This is a genomic window from Holdemanella porci (assembly GCF_019052655.1).
In the GTDB taxonomy this organism is placed as follows: domain Bacteria; phylum Bacillota_I; class Bacilli_A; order Erysipelotrichales; family Erysipelotrichaceae; genus Holdemanella; species Holdemanella hominis.
The window spans coordinates 1-22,949 of sequence record NZ_JAHQVB010000030.1; the positions used below are offsets into that span (position 1 = coordinate 1).

Here is a 22,949-nt window from a genome sequence, read left to right on the forward strand (position 1 = left end):
TTGCACCCTTTTGTACTTCTAACTTCTTGTTTTTATAAATTTTATTTTCAGATTATCACCAAAAAAATATAACATAAAAAAGAAGATTTCACTATGAAATCTTCACTTGATTTAAACAATTACGAACATGTCCAGACTGTCCAGTTACCTCTTCATTTTCAATCAAAGATAAGTGCACAGCTTCTTTACAAGATTCAATCGCTGCATCAAATACAATATTGATCTTATTATCGTTGATTTGTTTCAAAGTATGGATTTCTTCATTCCCAAAACGATTTGCGGTACTAAACGCAATCGCAATATCCCCAGAACCATTGCCCATATGCGATCCTGTTAAAGCTAAACCGACTGGCATTCTGTTACAAACTCTATGAAGTTGACGATCACTTAATGGAGCATCCGTTGCAATGATCATCATGATTGAACCTTTTTCTTGTTCTAAAGGCAATTGATTCCCCTCTACTTTATCTAACAAATATTGTTCTCTTAAACCAAAATTAGACAATACAAGTACACCTAGAGTATATGTATTTCCATCAATCTCAAAGATTCTTGAACTTGTTCCAATACCACCTGACATTTCAAAACAAGACATGCCTCGTCCGGCTCCAACACTGCCGAGTTCAAAATTTTTTTTACAGTCACGATACGCCTCATAAACATCTTCTTTTGTAACGACGCAATCGCGAATCGCATTTAGATATCCATCGTTGCATTCTCCAACGACAACATTAACACTTGTTAAATCTTCATTTTCTTTGACCATGATATCCACTAAGGCTTGTTGAACAACACCCACATTTAAAGTATTTGTCAAACAAATATAACTTTCTAAAGTTCCCAATTCCATAATTTGTGGTAATCCTGTCGTCTTCCCAAAACCATTTAAAATACTACAACCACAAGCTAACTTTTGATGAAATACATCTTCAGCTGTACGAATAAATGTCACACCTGTTTGGTGAGAATCAGAACAAATTGTTTTATGCCCAACCAAAACACCTTCGACATCTGTAATTCGATTTAATTTTCCTTTTTCCATAATATAACACCTCTTACAACCATTATATTAATAATTTTTAATTTGCACAAAAAAAGAAGCCAAAATCAATCAGCTTCTTTCATTTATTTCTTACTTGTAAAGTTCAACTAAACGTCGTAAGTGTTCATAACGTTCTTTAGCTACTTCTTCTGACTTAGCAAATAATTTTTCTGCTCTTTCAGGGAATGGTTTCACTAAACGAGTGTAACGAGATTCGTTGTGTAAGAAGTCTTGGTAAGTTCCATCTCCTTCTTTAGAAGTTAATGTGAATGGGTTCTTACCTGCTTCTTTCTTAGCTGGATCAAATGAGAATAAGTTCCAGTATCCAGATTTAACCGCTTTCTTCATTTCATCTTGACAGTGGTTCATTCCACCCTTAGCAATACCATGTAATTCACAAGGTGCATAACCGATGATTAAAGATGGTCCTGGATAAGCTTCTGCTTCAGCAATACATTTAACTGCTTGTGCAGGGTTAGCTCCAAGAGCGATTTGTGCTACATAAACGTATCCGTAGCTCATGGCGATTTCTGCTAAAGATTTTTTCTTCATTTCTTTACCAGCAGCAGCGAACTGACATACTTCACCGATGTTAGATGCTTTAGAAGCCTGTCCACCAGTATTTGAATACATTTCTGTATCGAATACCATAACGTTTACGTTTTCACCTGATGCAAGAACATGGTCTAATCCACCGAATCCGATATCATAAGCCCATCCGTCTCCACCGAAGATCCAAACAGATTTCTTAGCTAAGTATTCTTTCTTATCTAATACAGCTTTAGCATCTTCACATCCAGCTTCAGCAGCTTTTTCTACTTCAACTAATAATGCTTTTGTTGCTTCTGTGTTAGTACGAGTATTTTCTTTAGTTTCCATGAATTTTTCGAATGCAGCCTTGAATTCAGGAGTTGCTTTTTCGCTTTCGTTCATAGCACCTAATTTTTCGATAGCTTGTTCACGTAATACTTTTTGTCCTAATTGCATACCGAATCCGTGTTCAGCATTGTCTTCGAACAATGAGTTAGCCCATGCTGGTCCTTGTAAGCTGTCTTTGTTTACTGTATATGGAGATACAGATGCTGGACCACCCCAGATTGAAGAACATCCGGTTGCATTTGATACATACATGTGTTCACCAAATAACTGAGTAATTAAACGAGCATAAGATGTTTCAGCACATCCAGCACATGATCCAGAGAACTCTAACAATGGTTGGTTGTATTGAGAACCCTTAACTGTGTCATCAGCGAATCCAGAATCTTTCTTAGAAACGTTAGCTACTAAGTAATCGAATACTGGTTGTTCTTCAGCTTGAGATTCTTGAGGAACCATCTTGATTGCTTGAGTTGGACATACAGTGATACATTCACCACATCCCATACAATCTAATGGAGATACACTCATTGTATATTTGAATTCTGTAGCTTTTGGTTTAACATCAGCTAATTTGATTTGTGCAGGAGCAGCCTTAACTTCTTCTTCGCTCAATAAGAATGGACGAATAGTAGCGTGAGAACATACGAATGCACATTGGTTACATTGAATACATTTTTCAGGATCCCATTCAGGAACTGTAACAGCTGTACCACGTTTTTCGTAAGCACTAGCACCAGTTTCCCATTGACCATCGATGTTACCAACGAATGCAGATACAGGTAATGAATCTCCATCCATTTTGTTAACTGGTTCCATGATGTCTTTAACCATCTTAACTGTTGCAGGACGTCCTGACAATTCAGGTTTTGGTGCATCAGCTTCTGGGTTAGCCCAAGATGCAGGAATTTCAACTTTGTGAGTTGCGCCAACACCAGCATCGATAGCTTTATAGTTCATTTCAACAACTGCATCACCCTTCTTAGAGTAAGATTTCTTAGCAGCTGCTTTCATATAATCTACAGCTTCTTCAATTGGCATAATGTTAGCTAATTTGAAGAATGCAGATTGTAAGATTGTGTTTGTACGTTTACCCATACCAATTTCGATAGCTTTATCAATGGCATTGATTGTGTACAATTGGATATTGTTGTCTGCGATATATTTTTTAGATTCAGCAGGCATGTGTTTGTCTAATTCTTCGTCTGACCATTGGCAGTTGATCATGAATACACCACCAGGTTTTACGTCTTGAACCATCTTGTATCCATTTACTACATATGAAGGGTTGTGACAAGCTACGAAGTCAGCCTGGTTAATGTAGTATGGGCTACGGATTGGTTTGTCTCCGAAACGCAAGTGAGAAATCGTGATACCACCAGTTTTCTTAGAGTCATATTGGAAGTAAGCCTGAATATATTTGTCAGTGTGGTCACCGATGATCTTAGTAGAGTTCTTGTTAGCACCTACAGTACCGTCTCCTCCAAGACCCCAGAATTTACATTCAACCGTTCCTGGAGTTGAAGTGTTAGGAGCTGGTTTAACTTCTGGCAACGATAAGTTTGTAACGTCATCCACGATGCCAATTGTAAAACGAGGTTTTGGTTCGTCTTTTAACAATTCAGTATAAACAGCGAACACACTTGAAGGTGGAGTATCCTTAGATCCTAAACCATAACGTCCACCGCAAAGAGTGATGTCATTTAATCCTGCTTCGCGAAGTGTTGTAGCTACATCTAAGTATAATGGGTCAGCTAGAGCACCTGGTTCTTTAGTACGGTCAAGTACTGCAACTTTCTTAGCTGTCTTAGGAAGAACTTTTAATAAGTGTTTGCTTGACCAAGGACGATATAAACGAACCTTAACTAAACCAACTTTTTCTCCTTTTGCAGTTAAGTAGTCGATAACTTCTTCAGCAACGTCATTGATAGAACCCATAGCGATGATTACACGATCAGCTTCAGGATCACCATAGTAGTTGAACAAGTCATAGTTTGTTCCTAATTTTTCGTTGATTTTACCCATGTATTTTTCTACTACAGCAGGTAATTCATCATATGCAGTGTTACATGCTTCACGGTGTTGGAAGAAGATATCTCCATTTTCGTGAGAACCACGCATAGTTGGACGTTCTGGATTCAAAGCGTGTTTACGGAATTCCTCAACAGCTTCCATTGGACACATTTCTTTTAAATCTTCGTAGTCCCATTTTTCAATTTTTTGAATTTCGTGAGAAGTACGGAATCCATCAAAGAAGTTGATGAATGGCACTTTACCTTCTAAAGCAGCTAAGTGAGCTACTGGAGATAAATCCATAACTTCTTGTGGGTTAGTTTCACATAACATAGCGAAACCTGTTTGACGACAAGCATAAACGTCTGAGTGATCACCAAAGATGTTCAATGCGTGAGTTGCAACTGTACGTGCAGATACATCGAATACACATGGTAATTGTTCAGCCGCGATCTTGTACATGTTTGGAATCATCAATAATAAACCTTGAGATGCAGTGAATGTATTAGTCAATGCACCAGCAGCTAATGATCCGTGAACAGCACCAGCAGCACCTGCTTCTGATTGTAATTCACTTACAACTACTTGATTTCCAAAAATATTTTTCTGTCCAGCTGCAGACCATTGGTCAATAGAGTCTGCCATTGGACTAGATGGAGTAATAGGATAAATTGCAGCAACGTCTGTAAAAGCATACGCAACGTGAGCCGCAGCCGTATTTCCATCCATAGACTGTTTTGCTCTAGGCATTAATATTTCCTCCTTTATAGATATTCAATACCATAGATTATTATACGAGCTTCATGTCAAATTTTAAAGGTTAAATTCACCATAGAGGTTAGTCTCTTCTAATTTGTAAGCGTATAAAAAAGAGACGTAAACACTTGCTTACATCTCTATTTTCATCATTACTCTTTACCTAATAGTTTGAACATATTCTTTTTATAAACTTCAACGCCAGGTTGATTGAATGGGTTAGAATCATTCATCAAAGTTGTCATTGCGATGGCCTTGAAGAAGAACATACACATATTACCAAAGTCATAAGAAGTCATGCCTGGCATAGTTAATAAGATATTTGGAACTCCACCTGTTTCTTCATGAGCCTGTAATGTTCCTTTGGCAGCCATTTTATTAGCCCAATCCACACTCTTACCAGCCAAGTAGTTCATTCCATCTTCATTGGCTTCATCATTAGGGAATGTTAAATCGATCATTGGTGTATCGACATATAAGTTTGTTTCGAACAATACTTTCTTACCTTCCTGAACAAATTGTCCTAAAGAGTGTAAGTCTGTTGAGAAACATACTGAATCAGGTAAAATACCCTTTCCATCTTTTCCTTCACTTTCTCCAAACAATTGTTTCCACCATTCGGCAACCATCTGCATTTGAGGTTCATAGTTTACTAACAATTCAACATCATATCCTTGGTTTTGAAGAATACGACGAGCCACTGCATATCGGTAAGCAGGGTTTTTTTCAAGAGCCGCATCTCCATATTCACCCATACCATCATGTAAACCTTTCATCAAAGCATCGATATCGATTCCAGCTACTGCGATTGGCAATAATCCAACTGGAGTAATGACTGAGAAACGTCCACCAATATCATCAGGAATGACGAATGTTTCATATCCTTCTTTATCTGCTAAAGCCTTCAATGTTCCTCTAGCCTTATCTGTAGTGGCAATAATACGATTCTTTGCATCTTCACCATATTTTTCTTCCATAAATTGTTTTAAGATACGGAAAGCCAATGCTGTTTCCGTTGTAGTTCCAGATTTAGAAATAACATTTACAGTAACTTCCTTATCTTTAATATAGTTCATGACCTGTGAAATATAAGTAGATGAGAAAGTGTTTCCCATATAAATAATTTCAGGCTTGTTGTCACCATATAAACCATTCATCATTTCAATGGCAGCACGAGCACCTAAATAAGATCCTCCAATACCACATACAACGAATACTTCTGTATTTTCACGTACTTTTGCGGCAACCTCTTTAATGCGACTAAATTCTTCTTTATCATAATTGTTAGCCCAGTTTAGCCAACCGATAAAGTCGTTACCCTTACAAGTACCATTTTGTAAAGCTTCATCAATAGCGCGAACTTGATTCTGATAAGCCTTTACATCTTCTTTTAAGAAAGCATGATTTAAATCTAACGTAATCATATTTATTTTCCCTCCATAGCTATCTCCACTCATGATTATACCACGATTTAACATTGTGTGATATAATGTTTTTTGTTAGGAGTGTGAGTTTATGATACCATCGTCCTTATATCCACTTGTTACAGCTCTTTTGAGCAATATACTTGCACAAGTAGGAAAAACGGTCGTATATTATTATAGAACTGGAAAATGGGACTTACACTGGGTCATCGCAAGTGGCGGCTTTCCAAGCAGTCACTCATCCACTGTAACTGCCCTTTCTCTTTCCATTGGAATTCAGGAAGGCTTTGATTCAGCCATATTTGCCGTAACCACTATCTTTTCCTTTATTGTCATGTATGATGCATGTCACGTCCGCTATTACTCAGGTAAAAATATTGAATTAACGCAACAGTTAGTCAAAGATTTACGAGAAATGACAGGACTTCGCTTTGACGATCCAATCTATCAAGAAAAATTAAAGAATGTTCTTGGTCATAAATTTGTCGAAGTCATCGGAGGATTTGTGGTAGGACTGATTGTCCCATTGATTTTATGTCCACTATTTTTATAAGTTAGGAGTGTTATTTTATGGATACTGTAGTAGATAGTAAAGCCGTTAATGATTGTTTAGATAAAATTCGTCCTTATATTCAACATGACGGAGGCGACATTGAACTATTAGGAGTTGACGAATTCAATGTTGTCTATGTTTCTTTCAAAGGTGCTTGCCAAGGATGCATGATGGCCTCTGAAGATTTCTCAGGTGGAATCAAAGAATTATTACTTGAAGAAGTACCAAACATCCGTGATGTAGTACTTGTAGGTTAAGATATCGAAAGATATCTTTTTATTTTTAGGAGTTTTACCATGTACACCAAAGAACAATTAAGGAGACTTTTGATTCCATTAATGTTCGAACAAGTTTTAAACGCATTAATGAGATCCGTTGATACCATTATGGTCACCAATATTGGTTCAACCGCTATTTCCGCCGTCTCCCTTGTGGATTCATTAAATATTTTAATCATCAATATATTTGCCGCCATGGCAACCGGAGGCGCCATCATCTGTGCCCAACACTTAGGTTCTGACCAAAAAACAAGGCCAATCAAGCCTTGAAACAATTGATTATCTCCGTCACCCTTATTTCCATACTGATTACCATACCCTGCATTTTATTCAGAAGACCGCTATTAACACTGAGTTTTGAATCTATAGAAAAAAGCGTGATGGATAATTCTTTAAGCTATCTATTCATCACGGCACTATCCTACCCTCTTCATCGCCCTATACAATGCAGGTGCTGCAAGCTTTCGAACAAGTCAAAATTCAAGACTTCCCATGACCATTGCGTTTAGCTCTAACATATCAAACATTGTGAGTACCCATCTGACAACCCTAGGCATTTTCCAAGCCTCTAGCCGTGGCATATTGGTCCATTGAATCACGAATCATCTTTCGAGCGGCTATGCTTGATTGCATTATATAATTCTTGATCTTATCCATGATAGACTTGCAGTTCCTGTGATTGAATCTCCATTCGAATTCAGAATAATATAAGGGCAACATTCTTTTGGTAACGCCATGAAATCTATCAATAAACTGACTGTTTAAATTGGATATGATCTTGTTTAGAAAGTATAATCGATGGTTATCATTATCGTAGTCAATTACTTCGTTGTTTACTTCTATCCTATTTTTTAAGATATTGTATGTTGTTTTGCCGTCTGTATTCAATTTTCTTTCTTTGGACATTTTTACATATTTTTCAAAATATCCTTTTATGATATTGCTTGAATCTGTGGTCACTTCCTGCATCTTAACAAAACGTGGATACTGATTTTCTTGTTCTGTTGAAAGCCTATTAAAAAGGGCTGTTTATCAGTACCCAGCCCTCACTTTCCGTTATGTGATGGAGCTCCTGTATAGGCTACATCTGATTCATAAAAATCCGAATCCAAAAATCTCTTTGAATTCGAATTTTTCATAAGTATACGAGCTTTAGTCTGTAATAAGCAGGCTGTTTTGTAATTGACCTTCAATTCTTTAGAAAGTTCCATACTAGAAATACCATTATTTGCAGTAAAGATTAGAAACAAACCGTACAATAAAACGTTTAAAGGCAGTTTGTTATCCTGAAAGATTGTATTGGATAATAATCTTTCATCATGTTTGCAGTTAGCACAACGATAGCAATTCTTAGTTTTCATGAAATAGTAGTGAGTACAGCCACACTTTTCGCAATAGTAGCCAGTAGGCCATTTGATGTCGTAGAAAAATTTACGACAAGCATCTAAATTTGTGTAATATTGAATAATGAAATCAGAAGTAGACATATAGTCTCCACGACCACTAACAGACAAACGTTTATTATTTCTTTTGTAATACATAACGAGCACCATCCTTTGTACAAGGATATAGTACCTGTTATATTGACAATATCGATGTCTATTTAGTGCATGGGGTCGTTAGATGGGTACTCACATTAAACATTATAGGAAATGTATTCTTCATCTTTACCCTAAGCTTAGGCGTAGCCGGAGCTGCCCTATCTACATTACTATCAAGAATCATCAGTGCCCTTATTATCCTGATCCTTTTAAAACAGCCCAAACAAGATTTATATATTGATTCCTATTTAAGTATCCGACCAGAAATTGAAACAATCACAAAAATATTAAAAACAGGTATTCCAACCGGCATTGAAAATGGTATGTTTCAATTTGGAAAACTCGTCATTCAATCCACTGTATCCACAATGGGATCAACCGCCATTGCCGCCCAAGTCATGGTGGCCATGCTAGAAAGTTTTGCATGTCAAGCAAGCATCGGTATTGGACTTGGTATGATGACTGTCGTAGGAAAATGTGTAGGTGCTAAAGAATACGAACAAGCGAAACACTATACAATCTTACTCACAAAATATGCATGGATAGCCTGCATTATATGTTGTGCAATAATCATGTTTCCAATTCAACAAATCACTAGTCTTGCTAGAATGGAGCCAGAAAGCGCCAAACTAGCCATTTGGTTAACACGCATTGTCTTCACATACAAAATGATATTCTGGACACCCTCATTCTTACCAGGCTATGGCCTAAGAGCTGCTAGTGATGTCAAATTTAGTATGATCACATCCACTCTATCTATGTGGATCTGCAGAGTTGTAGTCACAATCTTTTTAGTCCATCAATTCCATATGGGCCCATTAGCTGTATGGATTGGTATGGGATCTGATTGAACAGTACGCTCATTTATCTTCTTAGCTCGTTTTAAATCAAATAAGTGGCTAGAACATAAGGTCATCTATCACAAAAAGAGTAGTTCACGCTACTCCTTTAAAAATCTAATTGTTCACAAACAGAAGCATAAATATCTTGTTGCGTTAAAAGAGTGTCAATCAAATAATTTCTTTCAAAATCATATTCATCTGAATCATCATTTCTTTTGATAATGGTTCATTCACTGTTTTTAACATATAATCAAACAACCGAAAATGATTTTGTGTTTCGAGTGCATCATCTGAATCCATTGTTAAATCGTTCGTTTCAAATATTCTTATTGTTTGATCCTTTGACAATTTAGAGCCTTCAATTTTATTAGGATGATACGCAAAGTTGATTTGTGTCCACACATACAAATTCGAATGTGAAATCAACTCGTTTTTAATATTAGTCATACTTTCTTAAATATTTGTCCCATAAAATACTGTAGCTGTATCTTCCACCAAGGCCAATCATGATAGACATCATAACCCCAGAAATCACACCAAGCCTTGATTTGTTGATCATATAGAATGGTGCTGATTTGTCTTAATGATTCAACGCATTCTTGTTCCCAATTGCCTTGTCCTACACAAAAGATCAATTTGGATTGTCTATACAATTCCATATAGGGATGATCTAAATCCATATTTTTCATGTAGGCACATGGATTATTATGGTACGTATTTTCATCATGATAATCTCCATAGAATATTTCTGTATCATAAATGCCAGATAAGGCTAATAAGGCATCGAATTGATTTGGGAAACGGAAAATTAAATTAGCGGCATGCGTTGCACCTAGACTTGCCCCTGCAACCATCCACTTATCATGATTGTTCATCTTTTCTTGTACACTAGGAATTAATTCTGAAAGAATATATTCAAACCAAAGTTCATGTTTCAACATACGCACCTTTGTATTGTAAGGATAAGACCAAGTTTCTGTATCCAAAGTATCACACGTTACGATCGTTAATTGATTGGCTTCAATCCATTTAGAAACTTCATGAATCATACCACGATCTTCCCATTCAAAAAAACGTCCATTTTGGCTTGGAATAGCTAGACACAACTTACCGCCTTGGCCATAGATTTTATATTCCATTTCACGATCCAAACAATTTGAATACTCTTTTATATGTTGCACTTGCATGGTGTTACCCCTTTCAGAAAAATTTTGTTTTATTATAGCACATTTTATTGAGTTTTAAGGTTTCTTGCTTTATAATTGTACTGTTTTTGACAGGAAAGTGAGTGACAGTATGTCCAATAAAGAAAAAATTCTTAACATTGCCGTTATCGCCCACGTTGATGCCGGTAAAAGTACGTTAGTAGATGCGTTTTTAAGACAGAGTGATGTTTTCCGTGACAACGAAGAAGTTGTTAACTGCATCATGGACTCAAACGATCTAGAACGTGAACGTGGAATTACTATTTATTCTAAAAACTGTTCCGTTATTCATAACGGTGTAAAAATTAATATTGTAGATACGCCAGGTCACGCCGACTTCTCAAGTGAAGTTGAACGTATTATCCGTACCGTAGATACAGTTATCTTATTAGTTGATGCGAGTGAAGGTCCAATGCCTCAGACTCGTTTCGTATTATCAAAAGCTTTGGAAATTGGTTTAAAACCTATTCTATTGATCAACAAGATCGATAAGAAAGACCAAAGAGCTGAAGAAGTTGTCGATGAAGTTTACGAATTGTTCTTAGACTTAAATGCCAACGACGAACAATTAGACTTCCCTATCCTTTATGGTGTAGCTAGAGAAGGACGTGTTCAATATGACCTTAAAACACCTAGCGACAACATCGACCCATTATTCGATACAATCTTAAAACATTGTGATGTATATCCAGATATGGATGAAGAACCTCTTCAAATGCAAGTATCTGCCTTGGCATACGATGAATACATTGGTCGTTTAGGAATTGGACGTTTATATTCAGGTGTTTTAAAACAAGGTCAACAATATATTCGTTGTAACCAATCTGGATTGAATGCCAAAGAAAGCTTATCTAAATTATTCGTATACAAAGGATTATCTAGAACAAGCGTTCCAGAAGCACATTCAGGAGATATCGTTGTTATTGCGGGTATGCCAGATATTAGTATTGGTGATACAATCTGTACAGCTGATCATGTTGAACCAATGGAACACATTGAAATTGAAGAACCAACTCTATCAATGAACTTCCATGTTAACTCAAGTCCATTTGCCGGACAAAGTGGTAAGTATGTGACAAGTCGTAACTTAAAAGAAAGACTTGAAAAAGAACTAGAAGTAAACGTTGGATTAAAGGTTGAACCAACCGATTCAGCCGATTGCTTCAAAGTAAGTGGTCGTGGTGAATTGCATATTTCTGTATTGATTGAAAATATGCGTCGAGAAGGTTATGAACTAGCTGTTTCTAAGCCAGAGGTTATCCTACACAAAGACGAAAATGGACACAAAGTAGAACCAATCGAAGAAGTTGTATGTTTAGCTCCAGAAGAATATTCAGGAACAATCATCAACAAATTAAATCTTCGTAAGGGTGTTATGCAAGATATGTCTGAAGAAAATGGATATGTTAAGATCGTGTATACAGCACCTACTCGTGGTTTATTAGGTTTCCGTTCAGAATTTATCAATGATACACACGGTGAAGGTACATTAGTACGTCGTATTAGTGGTTATGAACCATATAAAGGAGAAATCGCACAACGTATGGAAGGTGCTATGATTTCAACTGAAACTGGTGAAGCTATGACTTACGCCCTATGGAACCTTCAAGAACGTGGTCAATTATTCATTTCTCCACAAACACCTGTTTATGAAGGTATGATCATTGGTCAAAGTTCTAAAAACATCGATTTGGATGTTAACCCATTAAAGAACAAGAAGTTAACAGCCATCCGTTCAAGTGGTCGTGATGAAGCTATGCTATTAACACCACCAAAAATCTTCTCACTAGAAGAAGCATTAGAATGGATCAACGATGATGAATTAGTAGAAGTTACACCAGATGCGATTCGTATCCGTAAAAAAGGTTTAACGGCTCTAGATCGTCGTAACTTGTATCGTCAAAAGATGAATGCTCAATAAGGCTTGGATAATTCCAAGTCTTTTTATTCAGCCCACTCTATTGCTTATTTTATGATAATAAACATGTACGAAATATGTATTAGGGTGAATGGCACGTGTACTATAGGTAGGCCTCTACGCCTACCCATTTCTTTTTATATGGAATACGAAAAAGGTAGGTACACAACACCTACCAAGTTACGTGGGCTCATCACCCTAATACTTATCTATTACCAGCTTCCGCCGCCTCCGCCACCGGCGCCTCCACCAGAGAAGCCACCAAAGCTAGAGCCCATGCTATCGGCTGTACTTTTCATTTGTTCTGTTTGATAATCCATTAAATTCTCATGAATCGGTTCATACATATTTCTTGTCAACATTCTGTAATAGAAATAAGAAGAGCATGGATCTGAATAATAAGAATCATACCAATCTGGTTGTGCCAAAGGAATCGTACTAAATTTCTTTGTCCACATTTCAGATAATCCAAATACCATCGCATATGGAATGACATCATAATAATAAGATGGATTTTCTAAAGATAATCTTTCCAATTGTGGTACTTCTGCCTTTTCAACAAAGTCTTTAAAACCTAATAGTTCAGGAGCTACACTTTTAAAGTATTCACTCACCACATTAAATTTAGAAATCAAAAGTATTGGTAGTGAAACAACCACAATGCCTATCATCATAAATTCAAATGGTACAATACTTAGAATCGAATCGCATTGTCTATAAATAAAGTATGCTAGAATCAAAATAAACGCAATACTTAATACTTTCTTTAATACAACTAGTTTATTCTTGTTAAATACATTTGTTGCTGCTGCAGAATAATTTAAAACCATCATAAGCACAAAGCTAAATGTCGCAAAAATGGTTTCAATCAAATTATCTACAATACTATATCGAGTATTGAATAAGATACATACAATCATACAAATCGTGGCTAGAATAATCGTCGCAAAGCCATGATCAATTGTTGATAAATTCTTATCTCCACTAAATTCATCATTCAAAGCTTCTTTGGCATCATCCATAGCCTTACCAAACTTACTTGATAATTTTGATAATTTCACACTATTTTTAGTTTTAAACAATCCGTTATAAATCTTCTTTTGATGCTTTAAAATCGGTGGTTCATGATTCTCTACCTTTGTAAGTACTAAATCATCCTCTTTTTCAGAAATGGTTAAATATCCCTTACTAGCCCAATATGGAATCAATGCCACTAAATCTTCTTGATCCACGGACTCATCTACAATCGTTCCAACCATAGCTGGATCCATATCTTTTAGTGGATAGAAATTCACAATTGGTGTAATATGCGTTTTCTTTAATAAGAATGCACGAATCAAACTATATAAGCCAAATAGAATAGCTAACCCTAAAAAGACAAATGGAGTCTTTGAAGTTGTTTGTTTGGCACCTACAAAATAGTTCTTTCTTAACTTACCAAAGATGGTAATGGCTTGTTTTACACCAATATCATAGGCATCTCCACTAATAGAATTCGAAGTAATGATTGGAGTTACATTTAAATCATTCGATTGATTTCCTAGACTTCCACTAAAGACTTTAATATTAGACATCTCATCTTCTGTCAAAGCCTTCTCAAATTGAATATCAAAATTAAAATGAGAAATGGTTGTATCCCAATTGTTTCCAAGTACAGAATAATAAATAAAATCTAAATCTGAATGATAATCTTCTGGAATCACAATCTTGTATGTCAACGTATAGGTGTGGGGGCCAATGATTGTATAGTCTGCACTTCCAATTTGAATCACACGATTCCCAGAATCACTATCTACATCATACTCATCATTTAATACGTTGATATCTTTAATTTTTAACTTATACTTTTCATCACGATTGATATACATCGTTTCTGGAATATTACGATAAATACCATGACGATAACTTGAAAAGTTCACATCAATCACTTCTTTAACATCAATTGTATTATCCGAATTGTATGTGGCATTCACCGTATAATTATCAATTGTATATCCTCCATCATCAGCATATATGTCGATACATCCAAAACAAAGTACAAATGCGAATAAGAAGGCAAAGACCTTCTTAAAATTTAACTTGAACATTTTCTCTTTCCGAAGCATTGGCCACTTCAAACATTGTTTTCTTTTCGAAATGGAATAAAGATGCCACAATATTTGTCGGAACACTCATGATCACATCATTATATTCACGAACTAAAGCATTATAGTATTTACGAGAATTTGCGATATCCTCCTCGACCTTCTTCAATTGGTTTTGAAGATCCATAAAATTTGTGTTGGCCTTTAAATCCGGATATTGTTCTGCCACCGCAAAAATACCCTGAATCGCATTTGTGATCTTATTTTCACTATCCATAACATCCTTTGATGTTTTTGCCATATTTCTTTGTGCAATCACTGAACTCAATGTATCCGCCTCATGTTTCGCATATCCCTTCACTGTTTCTACTAAGTTAGGAATCAAATCAAAACGCTTCTTCAAATACACGTCCATTGTAGAAAAACCTTCATCTACCTTATTTGATAAACGAACAAGTTTATTGTAGCTAGACATTAAGAATAGTACTAATAAAACTAAAACAACAATAACAATAACTAGAATCATAATTAAATCCTCCTAGATTGATTATACTCTATTTTTGATAAAATGAGAAATATAGAAAGGAATCGTCATTATGTACAAAACTATTTTAAAATGGATCTTACCCATTCTTATTTGTTTATCAAGTTTTTATATGGTTGCACAAAAAACATCAACACCCGAATTTCATGAGCAATCCATTCAATATTTAGACAAAAAAAGAAATACGGTCATGACACTAGCCGTATCGAGTGCTGCCATCTCTACATCCATTACCATTTTACCAGGAGATACAGGAACTCCCATTGCGAATGACTTAGCGGATTTAAGTTCAAAATTCTTATTAGTTCTAGGAGCCATCTATTTAGAAAAATACGCTTTGACACTCACATGCATGGTCATCTTTAAATACATCATTCCAATACTTTGTTTGGCATGGCTAGTCAACAACGTCATAAAATGGGATTAGTTAAGAATTGTATGTATTAAGATTGGCATTATGGCAGTAGCGACGTGCCTAATCATGCCTTGTAGTGTAAAATTATCTAAAACAATTAAAGCCACCTATGAAACAAGTATTCAAGAAACGATTAATAACGCGAACAACATCCAGAAAAATATACCAGGATAAAGAAAATAAAAACTTCTTCGGAAAAGCAGCTGAAGCATTTTCTTCAACAGCACAAAAATATACGAAGACGTTTAACAAGTCATTAAACAATTTCATGGAAGCTACAGCCATCATGATCGTAACATCTTGTGTTATACCCATCCTTGTAATTCTATTCTTCTTATGGTTTATCCAAACCATCAGTGGCATGACAATCAACACAAAATGACTAACAACATTCAATCCTGTTTCTAAAGTACAAAAACAATTATTAAATCCAAAAGAATAATGAATTTGGCATCTTCGGATGCCATTTTTTAATGGAAAACAAAAAAAGTAGAAGCACATGACTTCTACTTCACACTCATATATATTACCAGTCTGTCGCAATATCTAATTGAGTATCTGAATTTTGCGTAAAACTTCCAGTATCACAGACGATTCCTTTTCCTAATGAAGTTTCTACAATTGTACCTCTAGGATATTTATTTAAATCGGCCGCAACAATAATATAATCCCCCAACATTTTCGCACCATCTTCACGAACCCAATATGCATCATTATTTCCCATACCACGCATAATGTCGACTACTCCTGACATATTTAAATTATAGTATGTTTCTTTACCACTAGGTCCATAATAAATACCACCAGAGGCAGTAAGTGCATTCACATTACTAATGTATTGTGAAAGTGATGGTTGCGAGTAAACGATTTGTGTAACAGCATTGTAGTTATTTTGAATGAACTGCATATCATTCAATAAATCTGGCTGTTCCATACTCATTTCTTCAACGCTCTTCGACTCTTCTTGTTTCTTGCTAGATTCTTCCTCGATATTTTGAATCTGTTCTTCGAATTTCTCTTTTAATTCTTCAGTTCCATTTTTTGTATCAACACGCATTAAGATATTTTCATCTGTGCCATTTGACTTGGCATAGACCTTACTTTCTTCCCCAATAACTGATGATGTTGTTAGTAATGTTAATGTAAGTGTCGACATCAATAAACCTGAAACTAACCCTTTTCTTAATAAACTACTCTCTAAATTTTCTTCTTTTATAAAGTTCAAAACACCCTCCAATCTTCCCCTTAAACCTCATAAAATACGAGGCAAATGTTGTCAAATAATTGAAAACAACAATTAATACTATACACAATTCTAAAAAAAATGCAAATTTTGACCTAAAAAAAAGGCCGTTTCATGCCAAAAGTGGCGAGAACGACCCAATTTTTTAAAATTTAATGTAGAAAATAATCATACAATAATCGTAACTCCAACTTTCCATATCTGATTCAAAAAGTGCAAATTCAACGTTGCCAAACGATTATGCTTGTCATACTTCACAATATAATCATCCATATTCTTTAGTGGACCTTGAGTCACATGAATCTTTTTATTCACTAATTTACCATACGACATTCTTAGAACCTTTTCATCATCCAACAACATGTTCAAAATACGAATCTCCTCATCCGTTAAAGCTGAAACTTCCTCTTCATATTTCAATTCATGAATAAAAACACTCTGCAAAGGAAACTTTCTAAAAATGCGATCCACTTCTACCTGTGACAATTTACTCACCACAAATACATAGCCACCGAATAAAGTTCGCAATTGGATCTGTTTAGAAACCCTATGATAAAACTCCATCTTAGGACTAAACGCAAAAATACCCTCGTTTTCATTCAAGTATTTACATACTTCCTCTTCCTTAGAACGTATGGTCAATAATACATACCAATGTTCATCCAAATTCATACATAAAACCCTTTCATTTCATATACTAAAAGTATAAAGTGGTTAGTTAGCTATGTCAAATCGATTAAACCGGTAAATCAATTTCTGGTTCTTCTTCAAAAGTCGGTAAGTTCTCTAAATCTAATTCTTCAAATCTTTCATAATCAAAATAAGGTTCATCGATGAACGGATTCCAATTCATACAATAACTATATACATAATCCTTTTGTTTATCTGTTAAACCACTTAGTAGTTCATCAATCGCTTCTTCCTCACGCAACCCAAACAACCACTGTAAATCATACGCACTATTCCCTCTATCTACCCAACAATGAAGTCTCTCCTTCTCTTTCTTTGTGAGTTTATTTTCCTTTAAAAATTTTCTTAATTCATTCTTACGAATTCTATATTTACTTTTACTCTTCTTTTTCATAAACAAAAAATAAGGATATGCACATGGCATACCCTAATATCTTTTATAAACTTTTTAATTCTTCTGTGATCGCATTGATTGCTTCATCAACCTTAGAAGCATCCTTACCACCGGCTTGAGCCATATCTGGCTTTCCTCCACCATTACCAGAACAGATTTGAGCCGCTTTCTTAACCAATTGACCGGCATGTACACCAGCCTTAACAGCCTCTTTACCTGCACCAGACACAAAGACAGCCTTTTCACCATTTGTATTCACAAAGAATACAACCATCTTGTCATCACTAGCCTTTAAGTTAGAAACAATATCCTTCAATGCACCTGCATCCATTCCAGAAACAGACTTGATCAATACATTGACTTTTCCAAAATCTTTAGCTTCAGTAGCCCACTCTTTAGACTTCAAAGTAAAGATTTGGTTTTTCAAGTTATCGATTTCCTTCTGCATATCACGCATAGTCTTATATGCAGCTTCAACCTTTGTATCAATATTCTTAATACCCTTTTGTTTAGCACTATCCGCAATATTCTCTAACATATTGTGTTCTTGTGCAAAATCTTGGTAAGCCGCAAACTTAGTCTTAGCCGTAATACGACGAGAATCCGAACCAATACTTTCCTCACTAATGATCTTACATAGACCAATCTGAGCTGTGTTTTCTACATGACATCCAGCACAGAATTCCTTAGATACATCACCCATTGTTACAACACGAACTGTATCTCCATACTTTTCATCAAATAATGCAGTGGCACCAGATCTCTTAGCCTCTTCAATAGGCATTACTTCTTTCGTTACTGGATATGCCGCACTAATATATTCATTCACAATACGTTCTACTTCAGCCAATTGTTCAGCCGTAACCTTTTCATAATGATTGAAGTCAAAACGTAAATATTCAGGACAATTATAAGAGCCAGCCTGGTGAATATGATCACCCAATACCTTAACTAAAGCCGACTGCAACAAGTGCGTACAAGAGTGGTTCGCTGTAGTTGCCAAACGATCTTTGACATTCACTTCACCATATAAAGACATACCTTTTTCTAATACACCACTATTGATTTTAACTGTGTGAATATGCTGTTTATTACGAGTCTTTTGAACATCCAATACTTCTACTTCTACACCATCAGCCGTAAACACTCCCTTATCGGCAACCTGTCCACCACTTTCTGCATAGAAACAAGTTTCATCTAAAATGATCATACCTTCATCTTCTAAAGAATCAACCATCTTACCCTCTGCATTAAATAACGCAATGATCTTACCATCACAAGATAAGTGATCATAACCAATAAATTCACTAGGCTCATTGAAGTTCATCAATTCTTCATTTTGAGACGCAAAAGAATCCTTTACATTACGCGCATTACGAGCACGCTCTTTTTGTTTATTCATCTCTGCATCAAACTCATCACGACTTACACTGATTCCACTTTCCTCGGCAATTTCTTGCGTCAATTCAAATGGGAATCCATATGTATCATATAATTTGAAGACAACTTCACCACTAAGCTTTCCATCCTTAGCCTTACTGATCTCTTCATCCAATAAAGCCTGACCAACCTTTAAAGTCTTCTTGAAAGTTTCTTCTTCAACCTTAATCAATTTTTGATTGAACACTACATGCTCTTGTAAGTATGGATAAAAATCCTTCATTAAATCTGCAACAACAGGAACTAATTTATATAAGAATGGTTCATCCAAACCTAATTTTAAACCATAACGAACAGCACGACGAAGTACACGACGAAGCACATAACCACGACCACTATTTGAGAAGTTAGCACCATCACTCAACGCAAAAGTAACTGTACGAACGTGGTCCGCAATAACACGGTAAGCCATCTTATATTCACCTTCATAAGGATGTTTCGCCATAGCTTCTGTTGCACGAATAATAGGTAAGAATAAATCCGTATCAAAGTTTGTTTCTCCATCCTGAACTAAGGCAACCAAACGCTCAAGACCCATACCTGTATCAATGTTCTTCTGAGGAAGTTCCTTATAATCTTTACGATCTATACTTGGATCACAATCATATTGAGAGAATACGACATTCCATACTTCTACATAACGATCATTTTCCATTTCATCAAAGAATAATTTTTCTCCCAATCCCTCAGGATCATATTTTTCTCCACGATCAAAGAAAATTTCACTGTCAGGTCCACCAGGTCCCTTACCAATTTCCCAGAAGTTATCATCTGTCTTTAAAATATGACTAGGGTCTACGCCACAAATTGTAGTCCATACTTCATAAGCACGCGCATCATCTGTATATACAGACACATACAATCTGTCCTTATCAATCCCCATCCATTCTTCGCTTGTTAAAAATTCCCATGCAAACTGAATTGCCTCATCTTTGAAATAATCTCCAATTGAGAAGTTTCCTAACATTTCAAAGAATGTGTGGTGACGAGCTGTACGACCCACATTTTCAATATCATTCGTACGAATTGATTTCTGCGCATTCGCAATACGATTTGAAGCCGGTTTTTCACTACCATCAAAATATTTTTTCAAAGCCGCAACACCCGCATTGATCCATAATAACGTTGGGTCATTGTGCGGAATCAAACTTGCGCCCGGCTCAATCATATGCCCTTTAGATTTAAAATAATCCAAGAACATCTGACGAATCTGATTACCAGTTAATTGTTTCATCTTTTCTCCTCCAATAAAAAAACGCTCCTATTTCTAGGAACGTATAATTACGCGGTACCATCCTAGTTCATTTTTCAAAATTGAAAAATGCCCTCAATTCACTCGTTAACGCCGACTACGTTTCAACTCCAAAGTAGCTTCAAATTAAAAGACTCGAAGAGCTTTCACCAAACGCCCTCTCTCTATGCACAAGAACTTTTAATCCTACTTATCTTCTTCACTGTCGAATCGATAAAATTTTAACACTCTTTCCATATTTCTGCAAGACGAATCACACCATCTAACATCAATTCTTTACTCATACACGCAAAAGACAATCCTACACGCCCATTCGAAATACTAATTGCGACACTATTCGATTCACACAAATCCCTAAAGCGTGATATATCCACATCTAAATTTAACCAATACGCCATATACGTCTCATCCAAAATATACGAACAACCCATATGTGCATCAATCAATTTTTTTAAATACAAATGCTTCTCCTTATACTCACGAACAAGCTTTCTTAAATGTTTCTGCAAATACCCATCCACAATATATTGCGTAAAAGCCACCTGCTCAATTTTACTCGTCGTTGGACCAAAATAAGAAGCACTATACTTATGCATATACTCCTCATTTAAAATCATATACCCAATACGAAGACTCGGTAATAATAGTCTTGAAAACGAAGAAAAATAAATCACATTCTTACTTTTCGAACACAACGAAGTCTTGATTTTAGAAGCATACACAAGCTCCCCATTATAATCATCCTCAAGAATCAAAACATTCTCTAAAGAAACGAATTCTTCACGAACCCTTTCACTCATAGACTGCCTATCAGGCGTAAAACAAGTCGTATTCACATAGACGACATCCACATTCAACCTTTTAATATCCCTCACAATAGAATTTGGATTTAAATATTCAACATGAAAACCATACGACAAAAACACCTGCTTAGCCTGATCATCCACCAAAGTCGATAAACCAACCACCTTATTCTTATCTAACATCCCACAAAATATATACAACAAAGACTGATAGTTTGAACCAATCACCATCTGCTCTGGAAAACACAAAATATTCCGATTCTGATACACATACTTACATAGAGCCTGTCTTAATCCATACTCACCCTGTGCTAGACCATAACTTGACATCAAACGTTTATCATTCAAAACACCCTTCATATATCTTTTCCAAATCGTCGTTTCAAACGAATCAAAAGAAACCGACTGAATCCGAAAATCATAATCATACGATTTTTCTTTGTGACTCGAACTATAATCCAATATCTCCTGATGCAGTAAGATACGCTCCGAATTCATACTCACCACATAACCCACTTTTTCCTTACTCGAAATAAACCCATCCAACACCAACTTATTATATGCATTTTCCACCGTAGTTTTAGACACATTCATCTTCTTTACACATTCACGAATCGAATCCACACGATCCCCATATTTTAAGATTCCAGAAAGAATGGATTCCTTATACAAATCATAAATCACCTGATATTTCTTCATACAACTGTCCCCTATTTATTTTTTATAATTGTATATTTTTTTATATACAGAAACAAGTATAATAGTCACTAAGTTACAGAAAGAAGGAAAAATTATGAAAAACAAACAAACATATGAAATCGTACTAACCGGACTAGGTATGGCACTCGTATTTGTCGCAACCATGTTCATCAAAATACCAAACACATTAGACGGATACTTCAATCTAGGAGACGGATTCATCCTATTATTCGCAAGCTTTTTAAATCCATTTGAAAGCTTCTTGATTGGAGGCTTAGGAAGCGCACTAGCCGATGTAGCCGGAGGATACGGACACTACTTCTTCTTTACCATAATCATCAAAGGACTAGAAGGAATCGTAGTATCCCTACCTATGAAAAACTACTCTAAACCGAAACAAATCTCAAGCTACGTATTAGGATCTGTCATTATGGTATTTGGATACTTTATTGCCAAATACATATTAAAAGGAAGCTGGATCGTAGCCGCAAGTGAAATTCCAGCCAACGTAGTCCAAGGAGCTGCAGGTATTGTGATTGCACTTATTGTATATCCAATGGTAAAGAAAATCGTACAAGATAAATTAAATAGGGTAGAGGGATAAAATAAAATTGTCGTCCCTCCCGTTGAACCATACGTACGGGTCTCGTATACGGCTCTACATTTATATCGTAATCACAAACTCTTAAGATAGTAATCTAGGGGATGGACTAATCCAGGTCTATCTCCTATTTTATTGCCTAGAACAGTTGGTGATAATATGAAGTTCACTACATCTAGTCCACTTCTTCTATACCATCCTAATCTTGAATTAGCACATTTAAAGATATCTTCATGGTTAAATCTACATTTACCTGAATTATTCATGAAAATATAAAAATCCGTAGAATGTTCCTAATTTAAAGGAAATCTACGAATTTTTCTTATCACCCATTGG

21 protein-coding genes, 1 pseudogene and 1 other annotated feature are annotated in these 22,949 nt (G+C 35.8%); of the genes and pseudogenes, 8 read left to right on the forward strand and 14 right to left on the reverse strand.

Annotation, left to right across the window (positions count from 1 at the left end; translation table 11 throughout):
• Window positions 1–91: 91 nt before the first annotated feature.
• The 3 genes from KTQ83_RS06835 to KTQ83_RS06845 all read right to left on the reverse strand — a co-directional run bounded on the left by KTQ83_RS06835 (window position 92) and on the right by KTQ83_RS06845 (window position 6,111).
• The gene (locus KTQ83_RS06835; RefSeq protein WP_217256355.1) at window positions 92–1,042 is read right to left on the reverse strand and encodes a P1 family peptidase; all 951 of its coding nucleotides are present in this window, start codon (window positions 1,040–1,042) and stop codon (window positions 92–94) included.
• 90 nt (window positions 1,043–1,132) lie between these two features.
• The gene (nifJ, locus tag KTQ83_RS06840; protein ID WP_117925159.1) at window positions 1,133–4,681 is read right to left on the reverse strand and encodes a pyruvate:ferredoxin (flavodoxin) oxidoreductase; all 3,549 of its coding nucleotides are present in this window, start codon (window positions 4,679–4,681) and stop codon (window positions 1,133–1,135) included.
• 158 nt (window positions 4,682–4,839) lie between these two features.
• Entirely contained in the window at window positions 4,840–6,111 is a 1,272-nt protein-coding gene (locus tag KTQ83_RS06845; protein ID WP_217256356.1) for a glucose-6-phosphate isomerase, read from the reverse strand.
• A gap of 91 nt (window positions 6,112–6,202) precedes the next feature.
• Between KTQ83_RS06845 and KTQ83_RS06850 the strand changes: the two genes are divergently transcribed.
• The 3 genes from KTQ83_RS06850 to KTQ83_RS06860 are packed head-to-tail and all read left to right on the forward strand — an operon-like array spanning window position 6,203 to window position 7,212.
• Window positions 6,203–6,664 carry a divergent PAP2 family protein gene (locus KTQ83_RS06850; protein ID WP_117925155.1) on the forward strand — a complete coding sequence of 154 codons (462 nt, stop codon included), beginning with the start codon at window positions 6,203–6,205 and terminating at the stop codon, window positions 6,662–6,664.
• Window positions 6,665–6,681: 17 nt separating this feature from the next.
• A complete protein-coding gene (locus KTQ83_RS06855) occupies window positions 6,682–6,921 on the forward strand; it encodes a NifU family protein (RefSeq protein ID WP_117925153.1) in 240 nt (79 codons plus the stop codon).
• 39 nt (window positions 6,922–6,960) lie between these two features.
• A complete protein-coding gene (locus KTQ83_RS06860; protein ID WP_217256357.1) occupies window positions 6,961–7,212 on the forward strand; it encodes an MATE family efflux transporter in 252 nt (83 codons plus the stop codon).
• A 420-nt stretch (window positions 7,213–7,632) separates the two neighbouring features.
• Here KTQ83_RS06860 and KTQ83_RS12720 read toward each other — a convergent pair.
• Together KTQ83_RS12720 and KTQ83_RS06870 are read right to left on the reverse strand one after the other, a co-directional pair.
• Window positions 7,633–7,929: pseudogene (locus KTQ83_RS12720) on the reverse strand (hypothetical protein); the annotation flags it as partial.
• A gap of 59 nt (window positions 7,930–7,988) precedes the next feature.
• Window positions 7,989–8,483: a transposase gene (locus KTQ83_RS06870; protein ID WP_244975802.1), complete on the reverse strand. Its 495-nt coding sequence runs from the start codon at window positions 8,481–8,483 to the stop codon at window positions 7,989–7,991.
• A 65-nt stretch (window positions 8,484–8,548) separates the two neighbouring features.
• Here KTQ83_RS06870 and KTQ83_RS06875 point away from each other — a divergent pair, with 65 nt between their 5' ends.
• On the forward strand, window positions 8,549–9,334 hold the full coding sequence (locus KTQ83_RS06875) for an MATE family efflux transporter (RefSeq protein ID WP_217256360.1): 786 nt from the start codon (window positions 8,549–8,551) through the stop codon (window positions 9,332–9,334).
• Window positions 9,335–9,493: 159 nt separating this feature from the next.
• Here the strand turns inward: KTQ83_RS06875 and KTQ83_RS06880 are convergent, their stop codons facing one another.
• Together KTQ83_RS06880 and KTQ83_RS06885 are read right to left on the reverse strand one after the other, a co-directional pair.
• The gene (locus tag KTQ83_RS06880; RefSeq protein WP_217256361.1) at window positions 9,494–9,772 is read right to left on the reverse strand and encodes a Fic family protein; all 279 of its coding nucleotides are present in this window, start codon (window positions 9,770–9,772) and stop codon (window positions 9,494–9,496) included.
• Window positions 9,769–10,512, reverse strand: a complete 744-nt coding sequence (locus tag KTQ83_RS06885) for an esterase family protein (RefSeq protein ID WP_217256362.1) — start codon at window positions 10,510–10,512, stop codon at window positions 9,769–9,771. Before KTQ83_RS06885 ends, KTQ83_RS06880 begins: the two co-directional genes overlap by 4 nt.
• Before the next feature lie 109 nt (window positions 10,513–10,621).
• Between KTQ83_RS06885 and typA the strand changes: the two genes are divergently transcribed.
• Window positions 10,622–12,451: a translational GTPase TypA gene (gene typA, locus KTQ83_RS06890; RefSeq protein WP_117570795.1), complete on the forward strand. Its 1,830-nt coding sequence runs from the start codon at window positions 10,622–10,624 to the stop codon at window positions 12,449–12,451.
• A gap of 209 nt (window positions 12,452–12,660) precedes the next feature.
• Here typA and KTQ83_RS06895 read toward each other — a convergent pair whose 3' ends face one another.
• A complete protein-coding gene (locus KTQ83_RS06895) occupies window positions 12,661–14,535 on the reverse strand; it encodes a DUF2207 domain-containing protein (protein WP_217256363.1) in 1,875 nt (624 codons plus the stop codon).
• The gene (locus KTQ83_RS06900) at window positions 14,516–15,058 is read right to left on the reverse strand and encodes a LemA family protein (protein ID WP_186999591.1); all 543 of its coding nucleotides are present in this window, start codon (window positions 15,056–15,058) and stop codon (window positions 14,516–14,518) included. The genes KTQ83_RS06895 and KTQ83_RS06900 overlap by 20 nt, the downstream gene beginning before the upstream one ends.
• A gap of 70 nt (window positions 15,059–15,128) precedes the next feature.
• On the opposite strand from KTQ83_RS06900, the gene KTQ83_RS06905 reads away from it, so the two are divergent.
• A complete protein-coding gene (locus tag KTQ83_RS06905) occupies window positions 15,129–15,503 on the forward strand; it encodes a hypothetical protein (RefSeq protein WP_217256364.1) in 375 nt (124 codons plus the stop codon).
• Between the two features lie 97 nt (window positions 15,504–15,600).
• Window positions 15,601–15,873 (forward strand): hypothetical protein, encoded by a 273-nt coding sequence (locus KTQ83_RS06910; RefSeq protein ID WP_186999589.1) that lies wholly within the window; start codon window positions 15,601–15,603, stop codon window positions 15,871–15,873.
• 144 nt (window positions 15,874–16,017) lie between these two features.
• Here KTQ83_RS06910 and KTQ83_RS06915 read toward each other — a convergent pair whose 3' ends face one another.
• The 5 genes from KTQ83_RS06915 to KTQ83_RS06935 form a co-directional block, all read right to left on the reverse strand.
• Window positions 16,018–16,716, reverse strand: coding sequence for a hypothetical protein (locus KTQ83_RS06915; protein ID WP_117925131.1), 699 nt, complete (start codon window positions 16,714–16,716; stop codon window positions 16,018–16,020).
• A 186-nt stretch (window positions 16,717–16,902) separates the two neighbouring features.
• Window positions 16,903–17,406, reverse strand: a complete 504-nt coding sequence (locus KTQ83_RS06920) for a transcription termination/antitermination NusG family protein (protein WP_117925129.1) — start codon at window positions 17,404–17,406, stop codon at window positions 16,903–16,905.
• A 64-nt stretch (window positions 17,407–17,470) separates the two neighbouring features.
• Window positions 17,471–17,818, reverse strand: coding sequence for a hypothetical protein (locus tag KTQ83_RS06925; protein ID WP_217256365.1), 348 nt, complete (start codon window positions 17,816–17,818; stop codon window positions 17,471–17,473).
• Between the two features lie 43 nt (window positions 17,819–17,861).
• The gene (gene alaS, locus KTQ83_RS06930) at window positions 17,862–20,492 is read right to left on the reverse strand and encodes an alanine--tRNA ligase (RefSeq protein ID WP_186999587.1); all 2,631 of its coding nucleotides are present in this window, start codon (window positions 20,490–20,492) and stop codon (window positions 17,862–17,864) included.
• A 32-nt stretch (window positions 20,493–20,524) separates the two neighbouring features.
• Window positions 20,525–20,722, reverse strand: a binding site (T-box leader).
• 9 nt (window positions 20,723–20,731) lie between these two features.
• Window positions 20,732–22,012 (reverse strand): aminotransferase-like domain-containing protein, encoded by a 1,281-nt coding sequence (locus KTQ83_RS06935; RefSeq protein WP_217256366.1) that lies wholly within the window; start codon window positions 22,010–22,012, stop codon window positions 20,732–20,734.
• 94 nt (window positions 22,013–22,106) lie between these two features.
• On the opposite strand from KTQ83_RS06935, the gene KTQ83_RS06940 reads away from it, so the two are divergent.
• The gene (locus tag KTQ83_RS06940) at window positions 22,107–22,616 is read left to right on the forward strand and encodes an ECF transporter S component (RefSeq protein ID WP_117925121.1); all 510 of its coding nucleotides are present in this window, start codon (window positions 22,107–22,109) and stop codon (window positions 22,614–22,616) included.
• The last annotated feature ends 333 nt before the right edge of the window (window positions 22,617–22,949 follow it).